10 protein-coding genes are annotated in these 16073 nt (G+C 44.4%); 4 read left to right on the forward strand and 6 right to left on the reverse strand.

Translation table 11 applies throughout. The features are described 5' to 3' along the window. Positions 1-45: 45 nt before the first annotated feature. Positions 46-1884, reverse strand: coding sequence for a RagB/SusD family nutrient uptake outer membrane protein (locus SEDOR53_RS0102940; protein ID WP_026768369.1), 1839 nt, complete (start codon positions 1882-1884; stop codon positions 46-48). An 18-nt stretch (positions 1885-1902) separates the two neighbouring features. Then, the gene (locus SEDOR53_RS0102945; protein ID WP_026768370.1) at positions 1903-5106 is read right to left on the reverse strand and encodes a TonB-dependent receptor; all 3204 of its coding nucleotides are present in this window, start codon (positions 5104-5106) and stop codon (positions 1903-1905) included. A gap of 416 nt (positions 5107-5522) precedes the next feature. Here SEDOR53_RS0102945 and SEDOR53_RS16990 point away from each other — a divergent pair, with 416 nt between their 5' ends. Beyond that, positions 5523-9701: a hybrid sensor histidine kinase/response regulator transcription factor gene (locus SEDOR53_RS16990; protein WP_051416468.1), complete on the forward strand. Its 4179-nt coding sequence runs from the start codon at positions 5523-5525 to the stop codon at positions 9699-9701. Between the two features lie 16 nt (positions 9702-9717). Here the strand turns inward: SEDOR53_RS16990 and SEDOR53_RS0102955 are convergent, their stop codons facing one another. Then, entirely contained in the window at positions 9718-11085 is a 1368-nt protein-coding gene (locus SEDOR53_RS0102955) for an aldehyde dehydrogenase (RefSeq protein WP_198018781.1), read from the reverse strand. A 129-nt stretch (positions 11086-11214) separates the two neighbouring features. Between SEDOR53_RS0102955 and SEDOR53_RS0102960 the strand changes: the two genes are divergently transcribed. Then, positions 11215-11718 (forward strand): DUF4337 domain-containing protein, encoded by a 504-nt coding sequence (locus SEDOR53_RS0102960; protein WP_026768372.1) that lies wholly within the window; start codon positions 11215-11217, stop codon positions 11716-11718. Here SEDOR53_RS0102960 and SEDOR53_RS0102965 read toward each other — a convergent pair. Next, entirely contained in the window at positions 11715-12263 is a 549-nt protein-coding gene (locus tag SEDOR53_RS0102965) for a DUF421 domain-containing protein (RefSeq protein ID WP_051416724.1), read from the reverse strand. The genes SEDOR53_RS0102960 and SEDOR53_RS0102965 overlap by 4 nt on opposite strands. 118 nt (positions 12264-12381) lie before the next feature. On the opposite strand from SEDOR53_RS0102965, the gene SEDOR53_RS0102970 reads away from it, so the two are divergent. Together SEDOR53_RS0102970 and SEDOR53_RS0102975 are read left to right on the forward strand one after the other, a co-directional pair. Continuing rightward, the gene (locus tag SEDOR53_RS0102970; RefSeq protein WP_026768374.1) at positions 12382-13152 is read left to right on the forward strand and encodes a glycosyltransferase family 2 protein; all 771 of its coding nucleotides are present in this window, start codon (positions 12382-12384) and stop codon (positions 13150-13152) included. Positions 13153-13378: 226 nt separating this feature from the next. Next, a complete protein-coding gene (locus SEDOR53_RS0102975; protein ID WP_026768375.1) occupies positions 13379-13834 on the forward strand; it encodes a hypothetical protein in 456 nt (151 codons plus the stop codon). A gap of 3 nt (positions 13835-13837) precedes the next feature. Here SEDOR53_RS0102975 and thrC read toward each other — a convergent pair whose 3' ends face one another. Both thrC and SEDOR53_RS0102985 read right to left on the reverse strand, forming a co-directional pair. Then, the gene (gene thrC / locus SEDOR53_RS0102980; protein ID WP_026768376.1) at positions 13838-15136 is read right to left on the reverse strand and encodes a threonine synthase; all 1299 of its coding nucleotides are present in this window, start codon (positions 15134-15136) and stop codon (positions 13838-13840) included. 5 nt (positions 15137-15141) lie between these two features. Beyond that, the gene (locus SEDOR53_RS0102985) at positions 15142-16068 is read right to left on the reverse strand and encodes a homoserine kinase (RefSeq protein ID WP_026768377.1); all 927 of its coding nucleotides are present in this window, start codon (positions 16066-16068) and stop codon (positions 15142-15144) included. Between the last annotated feature and the right edge of the window lie 5 nt (positions 16069-16073).

The following is a 16073-nucleotide window of genomic DNA, read 5'->3' on the forward strand; positions in this document are numbered from 1 at the left end:
GAATGATATCTTTTCTTAGTCGTTGAATGACGGTCTGCACAATGCTTACCATCCTGGGTTTTGCCCGAAACTTGGATAAAGATTTACCTGGTCGGTTGGCAGCGGAAGCCAGTTGTGCTTCTTTTCAAATGCCCTTGTTACCACGAGTCTTTCCCTGAGGTTTACAGGCTTTCCATTCGCTCCACGGTCAAAATCAATCACGGTCTTTTCCTTGTATTTTTTGTCACCCGCAATATTCCACCGGCGCAAGTCGTGCCAGCGATGGCCCTCGAAAGCCAGTTCCACTGCCCTTTCCCGAATCAGTTCACCCATAAATGCATCCTTGGAGGAAGTATACCTGGCATCCACATTGGGAATGCCGGCCCTGGCTCTAACCATATTCACTGCAGCTTCTGCCGTGATATAGTTAGGTGCGCTGCTTTGCGGCGTACCATATCCTTGCAACACCGCTTCCGCATACATCAGATAAACATCGGCCAAACGTAAATAAGGAATGATGATATTGATATTGTTCCATTCATTGTCTACGCTGTTGCACTTGCCGGTTACAAACTTGCGAACGAGGTAGCCTGTACGGCTGCAATCATTATCACGGCGCAGGTTTCCACCATTGTAAAGGTTGGCGTATCGATAAGGAGCCGTTGTTGATGTTCCGCTTCCATAAAACATCTGCACACCATCATACGTGATGCACTTGTAAAAACGGGGATCGCGGTTGGTCCAGGGATCGGTGATGTCGTACCCCGAACCAGCAGCATCGAGCGGCAGTCCATTCGCCATTCCAAAGTTGTTCACATAGTTTGCTGCGGGTGATGAAATGGCCGCCTCCCCACCCAATGGCGGCGGGATAAACATGTTCACCAACGACCAGCGAGATTCCCAGCCTGCATAAGTTGGCGGAGCCAAAAGCGTCTCGGGATAGCCGGGCACTTTATTAGAACCGGAGGAGATGGAGTACCAGTTATCGCTGTAATTGCTGAAAGGAAGCAACTTGTAAATTGCAGATCCGTCATCGGAAAGCTTTAGTGTTCTGTAAAATGCGTCAGCCGCTTGTTTGCACAAATCAACATCATACGTGGCAGTGCCGGTTGATTCCTGGTTCATCATGGGACTGGCTGCGTAAAGCAGGTCTTTTCCTTTGAAAGCCAGCGCAACCGATTTGGTAATCCGCTGATTGTTGTTGCCTTTTGTTACCTGTCCAACAACGGTATTGTCCCAGTTGACAGGTAACAACGCGGCTGCATCTTCCAGGTCTTTTGCAGCACGCAGGGCTGTTGCGCGATAATTCAACCGTGGCAATGTCAATGGCTCATTGGAAGGCAGCACCTTATCAATATACGGCAGGCCACCCCAGAAACTCATTAATTCAAAATGGAAAAAACCACGGAAAAACAGGAGCTGTCCTTTAACAATATCCTTTTCTTCCTGGGTCGCATCCACCATTTTATCCATATTGGCTAAACCAATATTGGCTTTGCGGATGGCATACCAGGCCAGCGGCCAAAGACCCTTGTTGTGGGCGTCGGTGGGATTTGTTTGCGCTCCGTTATTATCCAGCCAACTGTTGTTCCAACCGCCGCCATTGGTTCTCCAGGCCCAATAGTTACCATTGTCAAACTCTGTATTCAAGCGGTAAGTACCGATGGTGGTTGACAGGATATCGTCGCCAAAGTTCCATTCATTATTCCAGGTGGCCTTTGACATATCCGGAATGCAGGAATACAATTCTTCGGTAAAGCCTTGAAAATTCCGGAAATTGACGAATACATCACTCTGGCTGATGACCGCATCCGGTGATTTATCCAGGTATTTCTTGCAGGAAACCATTCCTAACAGCAGGAAAAAGAAGCCTGCGGAAAACATCATTTTTTTATAAGATTTCATGTACAAGCGCATTATCGTTTATAAACTAATATTCAGACCTAAATTGAAACGGCGCAGGGTTGGATACGCACCTTGTCCTGAAAAGCCAGCGCCACCAATATTGGCTTCGCGGTCGTCCGGCATTTTACTCCACAACAACAGGTTGTCGCCATTGAGGTAAACACGCATAGATTGAACGCCTCTCTTCCGCAGCCAGTTAGGGTTAAATGAATAAGATATTTCGGCTGCTTTTAAGCGCAGATAAGAAGCATCAAAGATGTAGAAATCGCCCATGCTATATACATGGCTCTTCCAGCGGGGCATTGGTGCAGGTGCCGTGGGATCGGCTGCTGTCCAATAATTGCCCTGCTTGTACACTGCATCCAGCGATGCACTAAAGCTGGTTTGTGTTAAATCTCTGGTGACATTGTTTACACCATAGAACTGAACGAATACAGAAAAGCGCTTGTAATCGAATCCGAAAGTTCCGGCGTAGGTATTCTGCGGCCTGGAAGGATATCCGAATGGAACGTTATCATAATTATTGATCACTCCATCACCGTTGAAATCGACCAGGTTATAATTTCCAGGTAATTTCTCTTTATCATACGCATTCAACTGAGTGCTGCCATAGAGTTGATCCATTGTATTGTAATAACCACTGCGAATGATTGAATGATATTGACCAATTTGGAAGCCGGCTTTCTTTAAATAATTATCCAGCAGTTGCGGATCATCGGCATAAAGAATTTTATCGACTGCATGAGTGGCAGCAAGGTTGGACCACAGGCGCCAATCTTTATTTAAACGCTTATTAAACTTCAGTTCTATTTCAAAACCCCTGACTTTCACTTTACCCAGGTTGGCAACAGGTGGTACATTACCAAAATAGGCAGGAACAGCCCGCTGCGTACCGGGTAACAAGATATCGTAACGATAGTCCTGGAACGCGTCAAAGCTTCCTTCTATGAGACCGTTGAAGAGAGAATAGTCAACACCTACATTGGCTTTTGTTGCCGTTTCCCAGCGCAGATCGGGGTTTCCGATGGAAGCTTCTCTGTACCATACATAAGGACTGTTGATGTAGGCCTGGTCGCCAAGATGCGTCTGTCCTCCGGAAGCCCAATTGGTTACGTACAACCAGCGGTAGGCCGTGGCGGGTCTGTCATCGCCCACGAGGCCGTAGGAGCCGCGGATTTTCAAATTGGTTAACCAATGAATCCTCTGCATGAATTTTTCATTGGTTACTATCCAGCCTGCTGCTGCAGAAGGGAAAAACCCGAACCTATATTTGGACGCAAACATTTCTGAACCGTTGTAAGCGCCGTTGAATTCAGCGAAATACCGGTTGGCATAATTGTATGTTAACCGGAAAACCCAATCTTCATGATAATACGGGAACTGGCTGCCGGTTGCATTCTCAGTTCGTTGGAAAAGCCCCATTTCCGTTAAATTATGCTTATCCAAATGGGCTGAATGGTTCAATTGCAACTGGTAAAACTTTTTTCTGTAGGTCGAACCATTCTGCATCGCATCGGGTCTCACAGACCACATCGGCACCACATAGTCAAACTGGTTGTTACCCGTTACGTTCCGATACGTTACATTTCCGGAACGGTCAATGTATTTGACAATCGCACTGCCGTCGTCGAAAACACCTCCCTGCGAAACGAATGTATTATCCATGGCAAACGTGCCTTTTATATTGAGGTTCCTGACAAACATGCCCAGGTCTTGTGTCAGCGTAAAATCAGTATTAATCTGGGTGGTCTTTGTACTTCTTATACCGCTGTTGGAAAGTACTTGCGGCGTGTTGGTTGTGCTCACCGGATCGAGTGGATAATAACCCCAGGAACCATCGTTGTACTGCGGATAAAAAAGATCGGGTGCAAGCGCATAAACCGACTGGTACCAGGTATAATCAAAGCCGTTCCAGGTGTCTTGCTTGTTGCCGGTGAGCCCCGAAAGGTTGGCCGCGAGTGTCGTGGTTTTTGTTAATTTAAAATCGAGATTGGCGCGGACATTCAAGCGGTCGTAAGTAAATCCCGGAGAATAGCCTTTGCCGTTGTTCCGCACTTTCATGATGTCACCTTCATGGAGAAGGTCCACAGCCGTATAATATTTAACAAATGAAGAGCCGCCTGAAATATTTACATTCAAATTACTCGACATAGCAGATTTCTTTACCGACTCTGACTGCCAGTCAATATTGGGATATTGTTGCGCCTCCTGTGCGTTGGCAGGATGGCGGTATTTATCGAGCAGGGCATAAGGCGTGTAATCTGCCCATGAGGAAGGATTAATTGCCAGTTCCCGTTCAATGGCCTGGTTCCTGATTTGCAAGGCATCGTAAGAATCGTACTTCTGTGGAAGACGGGAAGGAACCTTCATGGTTGTGTTGGCAGTGATATTGATGGCGGTCTTTCCTTCCACCCCTCTTTTAGTGGTAATCAGAATAACACCGTTAGCACCTTTCACACCAAAAACGGCTGTAGCCGAAGCGTCTTTCAATACCGAAATGCTTTCTACAGAACCAACATCCACTCCATTCATCGGGCGTTCAATGCCATCCACCAATACCAGCGGGGCGGCACTGTTAGTGGTACTCGCACCTCTTATATAAATGGTAGGATCTTCGGCCCCGGGTGTTCCTGCACCTTGTACCGTAATCACGCCAGGCACATTGCCGGTTAATGCACCACCAATCGTTGATACGCCTCCTGCCCTTTCCAGTACTTTACCCGTTGTTTGCGAAATGGCGCCAACTATGCTTTGCTTGCGTTGCCGGCCATAACCCACTACAATAACGCTGTCTATTGTCTGTGTTACAGGCGACAGCCGGATGAAAATCTGGGTTAGACTTTCACTTACAGTTATTTCTTTTGAAACATAACCGACATAGGAAATAACCAATACAGCCTTATTTTTTGAAACAGTAAGGGTAAAAGAACCATTGTTTTTTGTTTCCGCATAATTCTTAGTTCCTTTTTCCTGAACAGTGGCTCCTATGAGCGGCACATCTTTGTCGTCTACTATTTTTCCGGTTACCGTTAAGGCGAAATTGCCTACTGATTTTCCCTTCGTGGAAAGGCTGGCAATCACCCTCAAACTGTCGTTGATCGTACCGGCAAAAGATTGCAAAGAAATGAGGCAAAGAAACAAGAGGTTGAATTTTACCAGCAGCCGGTTCTTGAGGACCAAGCGAGGCCTACAAGGCGAAAAGCCTCGTACATTTTTTTTCATACTTTAGCAAAAGTTAAATGATAGGAATTTGCTCAGGGGTGAGCATTTCTGTCTAAAACCAGCGGGGAGTGTTGCAGCATTCTCCGCATTTTAATTTGTGGAATCACAATTACGTAACTCTTTTCATATAGCAGCCGTTTGGTTTAAAATATGGTTTATAACGAGCCTAAATTTTCTAACAAATAAACCAGTGCCTGAAAGGTCAGCGCCTTTGCAGATAATTCAAAACTAAATAGACGATAATAGCAGACAGGTCACAATTGTTGAAATTTATAGCACAAATGTTTTAAACGCTTCAATATCAGCTACAAATACGGCGATCTTTTGAAAAATAATTATCTTTAGAACGTCTTTTTAAACCATAGCTTTCGCCCTTTATCCTTTTATTTCCAAATTTCTAAACAGGCTTAAAGCCAATGATATTTAAAAAGCTACTTTTCTTTTGTTACTGTTCATTTGGGTTATCGTTTTTAGCGGCAGCCCAACATGGAGATATCAATTTTACCGCACTTACCACAAAAGACGGACTTTCCTCCAATTCGGTTAATGCCATTCTCAAAGACCATTATGGAGTGATGTGGTTTGGTACAGAAGATGGTTTAGACAAATTTGATGGCACCCATTTTACAGTTTACCGGCAGAAACCAGGCGATTCAACCAGTTTACAAGCCAATGAAATTTTAGCGCTGCACGAAGACAAGGCGGGCAATTTGTGGGTTGGCACCAGCGGAGGCTCCTTAAGCCTATATGACAGAAGAAGAGATGCTTTCATCAATTTCCCGGCAACCGGAGGTCCTAATGCTATCAGCAATAATGTGATCAATGGTGTTTGCAGCGACTACCAGGGGAAAATATGGATTGCCCATTATAGTGGGGTGAATATTCTTAACCCTACCACCAATCGTATCACTGAATTCCCGCTTGCATCACGCAGCGCTGCTTTGCATTTTAATCCATCGTGTAATTGTGTTTTTGAGGATAGGCAGCGCCGTATGTGGATTGGAACAAGTGAGGGATTGTTTCAATACAATCCAAAAACGAAATCACTGATCCGGTTTCTGCATTCCAGCCAGGATCCTTCGACCCTGAGCAGCAGCGATATCAATTCGGTAGCAGAAGATGAAAAAGGCAATATATGGATCGGCACTACAGCCGGTTTAAGCATGTTGAAACCGGGGGCGAATGGTTTTATTAATTACACACAAAGTAATAATGGCAATGCGAACACCCTGGGCGGTAATATGATTATTTCCATCGCTGTTGATGGCGACAAACTATGGTTAGGTACGGGGGCGGGATTGGATATAATGGACACAAAGACAGGGAAAACTTCCCAATTCAGGCAAAATTACAGGGACATTCATAGTCTAACGGCCAAATCAGTGCATGCTGTGTACATTGATAAACAAGGCATTTACTGGCTTGGCACTGTTCGGGGAGGCGTTGACAAATATGACAAAAACATCAATCTCTTCAACTTTATAAAAGGCAATGTGTTTGACCCGAAAGGATTGAATGCCTCCATTGTTACTTCCTTCGCAGAACATCAAAACGGGAATGTTTATATAGGAGCAGAAGAGGGAGGGCTGATGGTATTTGACCCAAAAACGAAATTATTTCAGCATTTCAACATTCAATCCGGCAGAAAAAACGAAGGCAAACAACCCGTGATCCTGGCTTTGGAAATGAGCCGGAAAAAACAGTTGATGATAGGAACTTTTTCTGATGGCTTGTTTGTGTTGGACCCTGTTTCAGGAAAATATCGGCAATTGATGCAAGGAACACGTGCGGAAGACCTGAATTCCAATGATATCTTTTGCATTAAAGAAGACCGTAGTGGGAAGATTTGGGTAGGAACCAATGGCGAAGGAGTAAATGTTTTGAATGAGGAGCATAAGGTGATGGTCAGGTATACCCCCAACCCCCAATTTACCAATGACATCAGCTTACCCATCAATGGATTTATCCGGGATATTCAGGAAGACAGGGATGGAAATATCTGGTTGGCTACGCACGGCGGGGGAATTGCTGTTCTGCAACCTGCTTCCGGGAAATTTACGATTTACAATTCAGCCAACAGCAAATTGCCCAATGATAAAGTGCTATCGTTACTCGAAGACAGCCATGGCAATATTTGGGCAGGAACATTTGGCGGAGGGGTAGGTTTATTTAATAAAAGCACAAAGCAATTCATTACTTATTCAGAGAAGGATGGCCTGCAAAATAATACGGTTTACAAAATAGTATCCGACCAAAGCGGGCTGTTATGGGTAAGCACCAACAAAGGCATTAGCAGCATTGACATCAATACAAAAAAGATCAACAATTACAATTACCATAACGGTGTTCAAAATAACAATTTCGTTCATGGAGCCGGACTGCGGATTTCGCATGGTGAATTGTTTTTCGGAGGTCTCGACGGCTTTAATTACTTCAATCCGGCATACCTGAAGAAAAACATCAATATCCCCTCTGTTTTGATTACGGAATTACGAATTTCAAATCAATTGGTAGTACCATCGGCAGATGGTCCTATAAAAGAAAATATTTCTATTGCTAAAGAAATAAACCTTGATTATAAACAAAACTTCGCTTTAAGTTTTGTTGGCCTGAATTATACTTCACCTGAGCAAAACATGTATGCCTACAAACTGGATGGTTTTGATAAGAACTGGAACTATGTGGGAAGTTCCACCACCGCCTCTTATACCAATCTTGATCCGGGTGAATATATATTTCGTATCAAAGCAAGCAATAACGATGGTGTTTGGAATAACAATGGGGCTTCAATAAGAATATATGTCCGTCCTCCTTTCTGGCGAACTACATTGGCTTATATACTTTATGCCTTAATTATTATTGGTTCAGTACTTTACTTCCGCTATAAAAGCATTCAAAAAATAAGAAGGGAGTTTGCATTAGAACAGGAAAGAATGCAGAAAGAACAAGAACGCAAAGAAGCAGAAAGAACACATGAGCTGGACCGTTTGAAGATTAAGTTCTTAACCAATTTAAGCCATGAGTTCAGGACCCCGATTTCTTTAATTCTGGGCCCGGTGGAAAAGTTATTGTCGCAGAAAAAAAACGAATCTTCAATTGGCCAGTTGCACATGATCAAGCGAAATGCAAGAAGGTTATTAAACCTGGTGAATCAACTCCTCGACTTCCGCAAGATGGAAGAACAGGAACTAAAGTTGCAAACCTCTGAAGGCGAACTGGTAACTTTTGTAAAAGAAGTGGTAGATTCATTTAAGGATCTTTCAGAAAGAAAGAAAATCGATTTTGTTTTTCGAAGTCAGATTGACCAATTGTACACCTTATTTGATCACGATAAGCTGGAACGGATATTGTTCAATATTTTATCAAATGCTTTTAAATTCACATTGGCAGGCGGGCAAATACGCCTGGAATTGGAAAGGGATGACAACAGATCCAGAGAATCAATCACATGGGTAGCAATAAAAATAACTGATACAGGCATTGGTATTCCGGAAGATAAAAAGGGAAAAATTTTTGAACGCTTTTTTCAGCACACAACGGCTACCACCATTTTGAATCAGGGAACCGGAATTGGCTTGTCTATTACAAAAGAGTTTGTAAAAATGCACAACGGCGGTACCATTGATGTTGAAAGTGAACCAGGAAAAGGAACAACTTTCACCGTTCATCTTCCTTTTGTTTCACTGAAAGCTCCTGAAAAAAACGCTGAATATTCGCCGGAGGAGGACACAGAACCAACCATCGAATCTAAGCAAACAGAAGAACTCTTAGAAGAAGTAAATGAAGTTGCTTTACCGAATAACAAAAAGGACTTGCCTTCGATTTTGTTAGTAGAAGACAATGAAGACTTCCGGTTTTATTTGAAGGATAATCTCCGGCTGCAATACAAAGTTTTTGAGGCAGCTAACGGAAAAGAAGGTTGGCAGAAAGCATTGGCCTGTCATCCGCAATTGATTGTTAGCGACATTAGTATGCCTTATATGAATGGAATTGAATTAACCCAAAAAATTAAATCAGATAAAAGAACCAGCCATCTCCCTGTTATCCTGCTCACTGCATTAACAGGAGAAGAAGACCAGCTAAAGGGCCTGGAAATAGGTGCCAATGATTACATTACCAAACCTTTCAATTTTGAAGTACTGAATGCCAAAATTAAAAACCTGCTGGTATTAAACACTACTTTAAAGAATACATACACCAAACAAATTAAAGTCATTACTCCTGAAATTGAAATTGAGTCGGCAGACGAGAAACTATTACAAGAAATCATGCGCCACCTGGAAGAAAATCTTACCAATTCGCAGTTATCAGTTGAAGATCTGAGCAGGCATGTGGGCATGAGCCGGAGTTCTTTGTACAGCAAGCTGCTTGAATTAACGGGCCAAACACCAGTGGAATATATCCGTTCAGTAAAGTTGGAAAAGGCAGCTTTTTTACTGGAGAAAAGCGACATGAACATTGCTCAGATTGCCTACTCGGTCGGCTTCTCCACACCCAACTATTTTGCCAAATCATTCAAAGCCAAGTTCAACATGCTTCCTTCTGAATACATGAACAAGATGAGAAAGGAAAGTGAAAAAAAGGGTTCCGATTAAAAATCGTTTCATAACATTACCCGGTTATCCATTTGAACAATTTAAGTTTTCCTTTGAATGGCGGGTATTTCAGCGCCGGATCAAACCAGGTGGGCGTTTTCATTATGGCTTTGCGATGACTGAACGTTTCGAAAGAATATTTACCATGGTATGCGCCTATTCCGCTGTTTCCCCTGCCGCCAAAAGGCAAATGGTGGTTGGTCAGGTGCCAGCTGGCATTGTTAATGCAAACGCCGCCCGCAGGTATTTCCTGTATCCATTCCTTTTCTTTATCAGGACTGGAAGTAAAGATGTAGAAAGCCAGCGGATTGGGATTTTTTGCAATGATGGCTTTGGCTTCTTCCATTGTATCGAAACCAATAACAGGCAATACCGGCCCGAATATTTCTTCCTGCATCACTGGAGCGTCCATCGCTACATGATCCAGTATAGTGGGTTCTATAAAAAGTGAAGTTTCATCTGTTCTTCCTCCATGCACAACCGTGCCCTGTTTCAGATATGCAATAATTCGATGGAATTGTTTTTGATTGATGATCTTTCCATAATGATAACAGGTTTCCGGGCTTTCGGTAAAGAATTGCCCGATGGTTTGTTTCATCGCCTCCAATAATTGATCCTTTACCGAATGATGCACCAGCAGGTAATCGGGCGCTACACACATTTGTCCTGCGTTGGAAAATTTGGTCATCACAATACGCTTCGCGGTAACAGCAATTTTGGCATCTGCTTCCACTACACAGGGACTTTTCCCCCCTAATTCCAGTGTCACCGGCACGAGTTGCGCAGCAGCCAGTTTATACAGGATGCGTCCCACTACAGTGCTTCCGGTATAAAAAATATGATCAAACCGGAATTCATTCATCATAACCGGAATAACTGTGGCACCATCACCTGTTGTATACCCTATGTATTCCGGAGGAAATGTATGGGTGATGATCTCCTGCATCACTGCCGATGTGGCCGGCGCAAATTCACTGGGTTTCAACATCACACAATTACCAGCTGCTATAGCACCTATGAGCGGGGTAAATAGGAGTTGCAGGGGATAATTCCAGGGGGCCGCGATCAACACCACACCCAGCGGCTCATACACGAGTTGACTGCTGCTGGGAAAATTGAGCAGATTGGTTCGTTTGGCTTCTGCTTGCATCCAGGATCGCAAGTGGCGGATGGTATTCTTCAATTCGCTCAATACAAAACCAATTTCAGTAATCCAGCATTCTTCCGGACTCTTCTTCAAGTCGGCATATAAAGCCGCATATAGTTCCTGCTCCCTGCTTTCAATTGCTTTTTTTAAGGCTAACAATTGCCGGCGCCGGAAATCATAAGTCTTTGTAATACCGGTACCGAAATGCCGGCGCATCTGATGTAGTATAGATAACATATCATTGGATATCATGCGGCCTGGCTGATTATACTACAAGGTAACATTTCTTTCGAAAGGCTTAAAAACTCCTCAAAACGATTTTTCTATTATGAAATCCATTTACCTTAACACATCCAATCAATCGCTATGGAAGAAATAGAAGTACCCACTGAGCACCTGCACGAAACCATACACGAAAAAGTAGGCGAAGCCGGCTGGTTCCGTTATGTAGCCATTTCAACCGCGCTGATGGCCGTATTTGCAGCCTTTTCCAGTCTCATGGCCGGGCATCATTCCAACGAAGCCCTGATCGACCAGATCAAAGCATCCGATCAATGGTCTTATTTCCAGGCCAAGGGCATCAAAGGAGAGATCAAAAAACTACAGGCCAATAACGGAATGGCAGATGCAGCTGCCGCCGGTAAATATGCACAGGAACAGGAAGAGATCAAAAAAAGTGCAGAAGAAGCGGAACACAGTTCTGTTAGCCACCTCGAAAAACATGTTACGCTTGCCCGTTCGGTTACTTTATTTCAGATCGCCATTGCCATATCGGCCATTGCCATTTTGATGAAAAGAAAATCGCTCTGGCTATCCAGTCTCGTCATAAGCCTGGTTGGACTGGTATTTTTTATCATGGGGCTCCTTTAATTTTTGATCACCCTTCCTTTCAATTTGTGCCGCCTGGGATGCGCTAACATGCTGCGTTTCTTGAAATCGTCGCTGATTACGCTGATGTTACCATCTACTTCCAGCATCGCGAGGTCTACATGTGCAATGTCCTTGGCTCCATGTTCTCTTACAGCAGCTTCCAGTTCTGCTATAGTAATTTCTGCTTTTTTGCAATTTTCTTCATTGATATCTCCTTTATAGATCAATGGCATCGCTTCACCCTGTAACAGGCTGCTGAATTTCTTGTTTTTATACAGGATCCGCTTCAGGGTATAGTTCACTGCAAACAATGAACCCGCTGCTACCAATCCCCCGTCGAGTGAAGTATCCGGCCCAACCATGGCATTTTGCACCGCGTTGCTGATGAGCAATATGAACACCAGGTCGATCACCGACAACTGAGCCAGTTCTTTTTTCCCGAATATCCTTATGGCGATAATCATGAATATATATACCGCTATTGCCCTTGCCACTACTTCCAGGTAAGCGTTGTGCAGAAAGGAAAGATCGATCTGTAGTATCATACGATAAAAGATATGGGCACAAATTAAGAAAGCTGCGGCAAAATAACCCAAACATAACCTGCAGCTAACAATCATATCACAATCAATGTGAAATTTTATATCCGCCCAAATTTTAACTATGAAACAGCCTGCACTTCCTAAAGTATCGGTATTGATCCCCGCCTATAATGAGGAAAAATACATTTGTTATGTACTCGCCGCATTGCTGAAGCAGGACTATCCCAATATAGAGATCATCGTTGCCAATAATGCATCTACCGATCGTACGGCGGTAATGGTAGAAACATTCATCGCAACACACGCCGGTTCGCCCGTATCTATCCAGCTCGTACACGAGATGAAGCAGGGCACTAATCATGCGCGTGAATGCGCACGCCTGCATGCCACCGGTTCCATCATTGCCCAAATAGATGCCGATTGCGTTCCCGGTCCCAACTGGATCAGCAAAGGACTACGGTACCTGATCAGGAGCAAGCGGGTAGCCGTTACCGGTCCGTATGATTATTTCGATGGTAATTTCTTCATGCGTTATGCCACCATCATCACGCAGTGCCTTACCTATCCCATGACCAATGAAGTGGTACAAGTAGCGCAGCGGGGCGCCATATTGATTGGCGGCAATGCTTTCATCAGGGCCAGTGCGTTGAGAATGGCCGGTGGTTACAATACCGAACTTACTTTTTATGGAGATGATGTAGACCTGGGTGCACGTCTCAGCCGACTGGGTCATGTAATGTATGCACCCCAACTCATGATGCGCACTTCTTCACGCCGGTACCATGCACTGGGTTTCTGGCAGGTCAATAAAAAATACCAGGATTGTTTCTGGAAACTGGTATTCAGGCAAAATCATTTGAATGAAACGGTTGAGCTGAACCACCCAAGGTAATTACTTTTTTTATATTCAAACAAAATATAAAGTAATTTTCGCTCCTTGTTAAACCTTTGTCAGCTTTTCCCCTCCAAATAACAGCCTTCCGGGTGAAGCAACGCCTGAACAAAAATTTGTGTCATGCGTAAAAGCTCGTGGTTGAATTGTTTCAATTTACTTATTTTTGTCATCTATCCTTATGTGAAGGATACGCCTGTGTCTTTTACTTTAAAACCAATATCTGATGAGAAGAACACTGTTTCGGCTTGGATTACTATTCCCTATTTTCTATTCCCTCGGTTGTGGTACAAGCAGACCTACTGCACACATCATCGTCAATAATGAGAACGCTTACCAGCAGCCGGTCTACCTGACCGTGCAGATGTCTGGCAAAACGGAACATTCAAAAGAGGTCCTGGCCAATGCTACCGTTCAGCCCGGACTGCAGTTCATTCCGGGAAAAAAGTACAAAAAAGGCACTTACGAGCTCAATATCGATGCACACGATGGTACATTGAATGTTAAGCATCCTCTTACCCTGGATACGGACCGTTGGATTATCATCAACTACTTGCTGAGCGACTCTTCCAGTATCGTAAAAACTTATGGATACCTGGATACCACCAGCTTTAAAAAGGTGAAGGGCCGTTACGCTAACCTGGATGTCTATATTGATAACAGAAGGCCTCCAAACCTGTAAAAATTAGCGCTGCAACAACCATTCTTTCAGTCCGCTGAAGGAAGGTTCCATTACAATACGCTGTTTTTCCCGGCTGAACAAATATTGCGCTTCCGGGGGAACCGTTACCTCTTTACCGGTAGCTGCCGACACGGTTTCGGGAAACTTCACCGGATGGGCTGTTTCCAGTATCATTCCTTTCATTCCCGGGTGTGTATACAGGTAATCTGCCAGTGCATGATAAGCAACCGCACCATGCGGATCCAATACATAGTGATAGCGATTGAACACCCCGGTGATCGTTTGTTCTGTGACTGTATCGCTGACCGTATAACCCGAGAGATGTTTACTAATATCCGTATGATCATTGTGAAACAATTCCATCACCCTGATGAAATTACTCGGACTGCCCACATCCATCGCATTGGAAACAGTAGCCACTGCTTTTTTAGGTTGATACGAACCTGTACGCAGGTACTCGGGCACGGCATCGTTTACATTGCAGGCCGCAATAAAATGCTTAACCGGTAATCCGCTTGCCTGTGCCAGCAATCCCGCGCAGATGTTACCGAAATTTCCGCTGGGTACCGCAACAACCGGCAGCTCCTGTTGGTTGGGCCATTGTTGGTATGCAAAGAAATAATACAACTGTTGCGGTAACCACCTCGCTACGTTGATAGAATTGGCGGAAGTGAGCGAATAATGGGCGTTCAGATCGGCATCCATGAATGCATCTTTCACCATCGCCTGACAATCGTCGAAACTGCCTTTTACTTCCAATGCGGTAATGTTCTGTCCGCAGGTAGTTAGTTGCAATTCCTGCACGGGACTCACTTTTCCCGAAGGATACAAAATGATCACTTCCACACCTTCCACACCAAGAAAGCCATTGGCTACGGCACCGCCCGTATCGCCAGAAGTGGCTACCAATACGGTTACTTTTTTTTCTTGTCCGCGTGAAAAATAACCCAGGCACCTGCTCATAAACCTGGCGCCTACATCTTTGAACGCCATGGTAGGCCCGTGAAATAACTCCAGTGAAGAAATATTTTCTGTGATGGGCACCAATGGAAAAGGAAAATCAATGGTCTCCGATACGATCTGGTACAACACTTTTTCCGGTATGGTAGTTCCAACATAAGGAAGCATGATACGGAAAGCCAGTTCTTCTTTTGAAAAATTGGTGATATTGTTGATGATCTCTTTCTCAACTGTTGGTATCCTCCGTGGAAAATACAACCCTTTATCCGGCGCTTGTCCGCGTACGGCAGCCTCTTTGAAATCTACATCCGGTGCTGTTTTATTTAAACTGAAATATTGCATGATGATTAACTGGTAAATTTTACGCCTTCGTTGTTGATGGTGGTTACATAAGTGTGATGATCGAGTCCCAACCGTTGATAGGTCTGTTGCATCTGTTGCTCTACCGTGCGGGCGGTGGTTTCATCTTTGCTGAGCATGAAAATAGAAGGCCCGGATCCTGATATACCTCCTCCCAATGCGCCGGCTTCTTTGCTTTCCTGTTTGATGGTATCGAAACCGGGTATCAGTATGCTACGTACCGGTTCTATCAACACATCTTCCAGCGAACGGCCAATCAGGTCATAATCGCTTTTCAGCAAGCCTGCTACCAGTCCTGCGATATTGCCCCATTGCCTGATGGCATCTTTCAATTGCACTTGCTGTTTCAGAATGCCCCTGGCATCGGCCGTACGCACTTCTATCTGCGGGTGCACAATGGTTACATACAAGGGCGGCGCCTGAAGCGGTACAATATCAAGCGGGTGAATAGAACGGATCAATGTTACACCACCGTAAATACACGGTGCAATATTATCGGCGTGTTTTACACCCGATGCCACTTTTTCTCCGTTCATTGCAAAACGAACAAGATCCTGTTTGGAAAACCGGTCATTCAGTAAACGGTTGGCCGCTACTACCGCACCCGCGGCACTGGCGGCACTGGAACCAACGCCACTGCCCGGTTTGATCTGTTTGCATATACCCAATTCAAAACCCAGGGGTTCCTTTATTTCTTCCAGCATAGCCAGCAATGCTGCACCTGCTACATTTTTTTCCGGATCGGTAGGTAAACAATAATCGTCCTTATTGATGATGGTAATTCCCCGACGATCGCTGAACCGAATATCCATCACATCATAAGGTTCATGCACAGCAAAGCCCAGTACATCGAAACCGCAAACCATATTGGCAACTGTAGCCGGTGCGTGAATTATTATGTGTTGATCATTCATGGTTA

It is taken from the genome of Asinibacterium sp. OR53 (assembly GCF_000515315.1).
In the GTDB taxonomy this organism is placed as follows: Bacteria; Bacteroidota; Bacteroidia; order Chitinophagales; family Chitinophagaceae; genus Sediminibacterium.

Coding starts and splice junctions, on each gene's coding strand:
- SEDOR53_RS0102985 (WP_026768377.1), bottom strand. CDS start 16,068: ATGAATGATCAACACATAATAATTCACGCACCGGCTACAGTTGCCAAT.
- thrC (WP_026768376.1), bottom strand. CDS start 15,136: ATGCAATATTTCAGTTTAAATAAAACAGCACCGGATGTAGATTTCAAA.
- SEDOR53_RS0102940 (WP_026768369.1), bottom strand. CDS start 1,884: ATGAAATCTTATAAAAAAATGATGTTTTCCGCAGGCTTCTTTTTCCTG.
- SEDOR53_RS0102970 (WP_026768374.1), top strand. CDS start 12,382: ATGAAACAGCCTGCACTTCCTAAAGTATCGGTATTGATCCCCGCCTAT.
- SEDOR53_RS16990 (WP_051416468.1), top strand. CDS start 5,523: ATGATATTTAAAAAGCTACTTTTCTTTTGTTACTGTTCATTTGGGTTA.
- SEDOR53_RS0102945 (WP_026768370.1), bottom strand. CDS start 5,106: ATGAAAAAAAATGTACGAGGCTTTTCGCCTTGTAGGCCTCGCTTGGTC.
- SEDOR53_RS0102960 (WP_026768372.1), top strand. CDS start 11,215: ATGGAAGAAATAGAAGTACCCACTGAGCACCTGCACGAAACCATACAC.
- SEDOR53_RS0102965 (WP_051416724.1), bottom strand. CDS start 12,263: ATGATACTACAGATCGATCTTTCCTTTCTGCACAACGCTTACCTGGAA.
- SEDOR53_RS0102975 (WP_026768375.1), top strand. CDS start 13,379: ATGAGAAGAACACTGTTTCGGCTTGGATTACTATTCCCTATTTTCTAT.
- SEDOR53_RS0102955 (WP_198018781.1), bottom strand. CDS start 11,085: ATGTTATCTATACTACATCAGATGCGCCGGCATTTCGGTACCGGTATT.